Origin of the sequence: Methylobacterium sp. W2, assembly GCF_020662345.1 — a bacterium.
In the GTDB taxonomy this organism is placed as follows: domain Bacteria; phylum Pseudomonadota; class Alphaproteobacteria; order Rhizobiales; family Beijerinckiaceae; genus Methylobacterium.
On the sequence record NZ_VMOA01000091.1, the window covers coordinates 1 to 997 of the forward strand.

Below are 997 nucleotides of genomic sequence, written 5' to 3' on the forward strand. Positions count from 1 at the left end.
ATGACCCGCAAGCTTCTGCTCGCGGCGCTGGCGTTCGCCTGTGTCGCCATCTCCCTCGTCCTGCCGCTCGCGGCCTTCGCGCAGGCAGTCACCACCACGCCGAACCTCACCCCGGCCGTGGTCATCCCCTACGGCGAATATGTCGTGGCAGTTGCCCAGATCCTCGGCGACATCCTCGTCCCGCTGTTGGCTGCCATCATCATGGGGCTCCTCGGCAAGTTCTACCCGATGGTTCGCATGCTGGTGTCGGAGGCCCTGGTCGAGCGCACCCTGCGGAAGTGGTTCGACTTCGGCGTCAACGCTACGGCCGGCGCAGTGAAGGACAACACCGTCACGGTCCCCGTCGGCGCGGAGATCGTCGCCAACTCCCTCCAGCGGGCGGTCAACCGGGCGGACGTGAACGCGGTCAGCAAGTGGACGATGGATCAGGCCGGCGGCCCGGAGGAGGTCGCGAACAAGCTGTTCCGAATGTTGAAGCTCGATAGGGGCGCCACGGCGTCAGAGGTCATCGCCCCCGCGCTCGCTTTCTTGCCGACCAAGTAGGCCTGCCGCTCGGCACGCCGCTCAATGCTTCAGGACGGACCATGGATGATACGCGGGCTGCGATTGCGCAGGAGGCGAGAGAGGCCGCGTTTCAGGCCGAGGTCGCCAAGTTCTCAGCGAAGTACGAGGCGATGCTGGCCCTGCTTCAGAAGCCCTCGCCCAAAACCTACGCCGACCTACCCGACCACGTCCGGGCCTGGCTGGAAGGAAAGAGCGCCAAGGAGCTGAAGGAGCTGGACGCTACCATCGACTTCGTCGTGTCGAGCCGGACCGCCGGCAAGGTGCTCGCCTATGTCGGCGGGATCGCGGTGACGGTCGTCACCGGCTCCATCGCTGCCGCCAAGATGGGGTGGGATCTGTTCTCGTTCGTAAGGGGCATGCCACGATGATCTGGCGCTATTTCGGCTATGCCTGTCTCGGGATCATCTCAGGGGCCATTCTAACGATCGCCGCT

General features: G+C 65.1%; 2 protein-coding genes. Both read left to right on the forward strand.

The genetic code is table 11. The annotated features are described in order from the left end of the window. Positions 1–543 (forward strand): hypothetical protein (locus FPV16_RS25835; protein ID WP_227441363.1); only part of this gene is annotated, 543 nt, incomplete at its 5' end. A gap of 41 nt (positions 544–584) precedes the next feature. Then, the gene (locus tag FPV16_RS25840) at positions 585–932 is read left to right on the forward strand and encodes a hypothetical protein (protein WP_227441364.1); all 348 of its coding nucleotides are present in this window, start codon (positions 585–587) and stop codon (positions 930–932) included. Positions 933–997: the final 65 nt, after the last annotated feature.

Excerpts from the sequence above, each read along its gene's own strand:
- FPV16_RS25840 (WP_227441364.1), top strand. The coding sequence starts at position 585 with ATGGATGATACGCGGGCTGCGATTGCGCAGGAGGCGAGAGAGGCCGCG.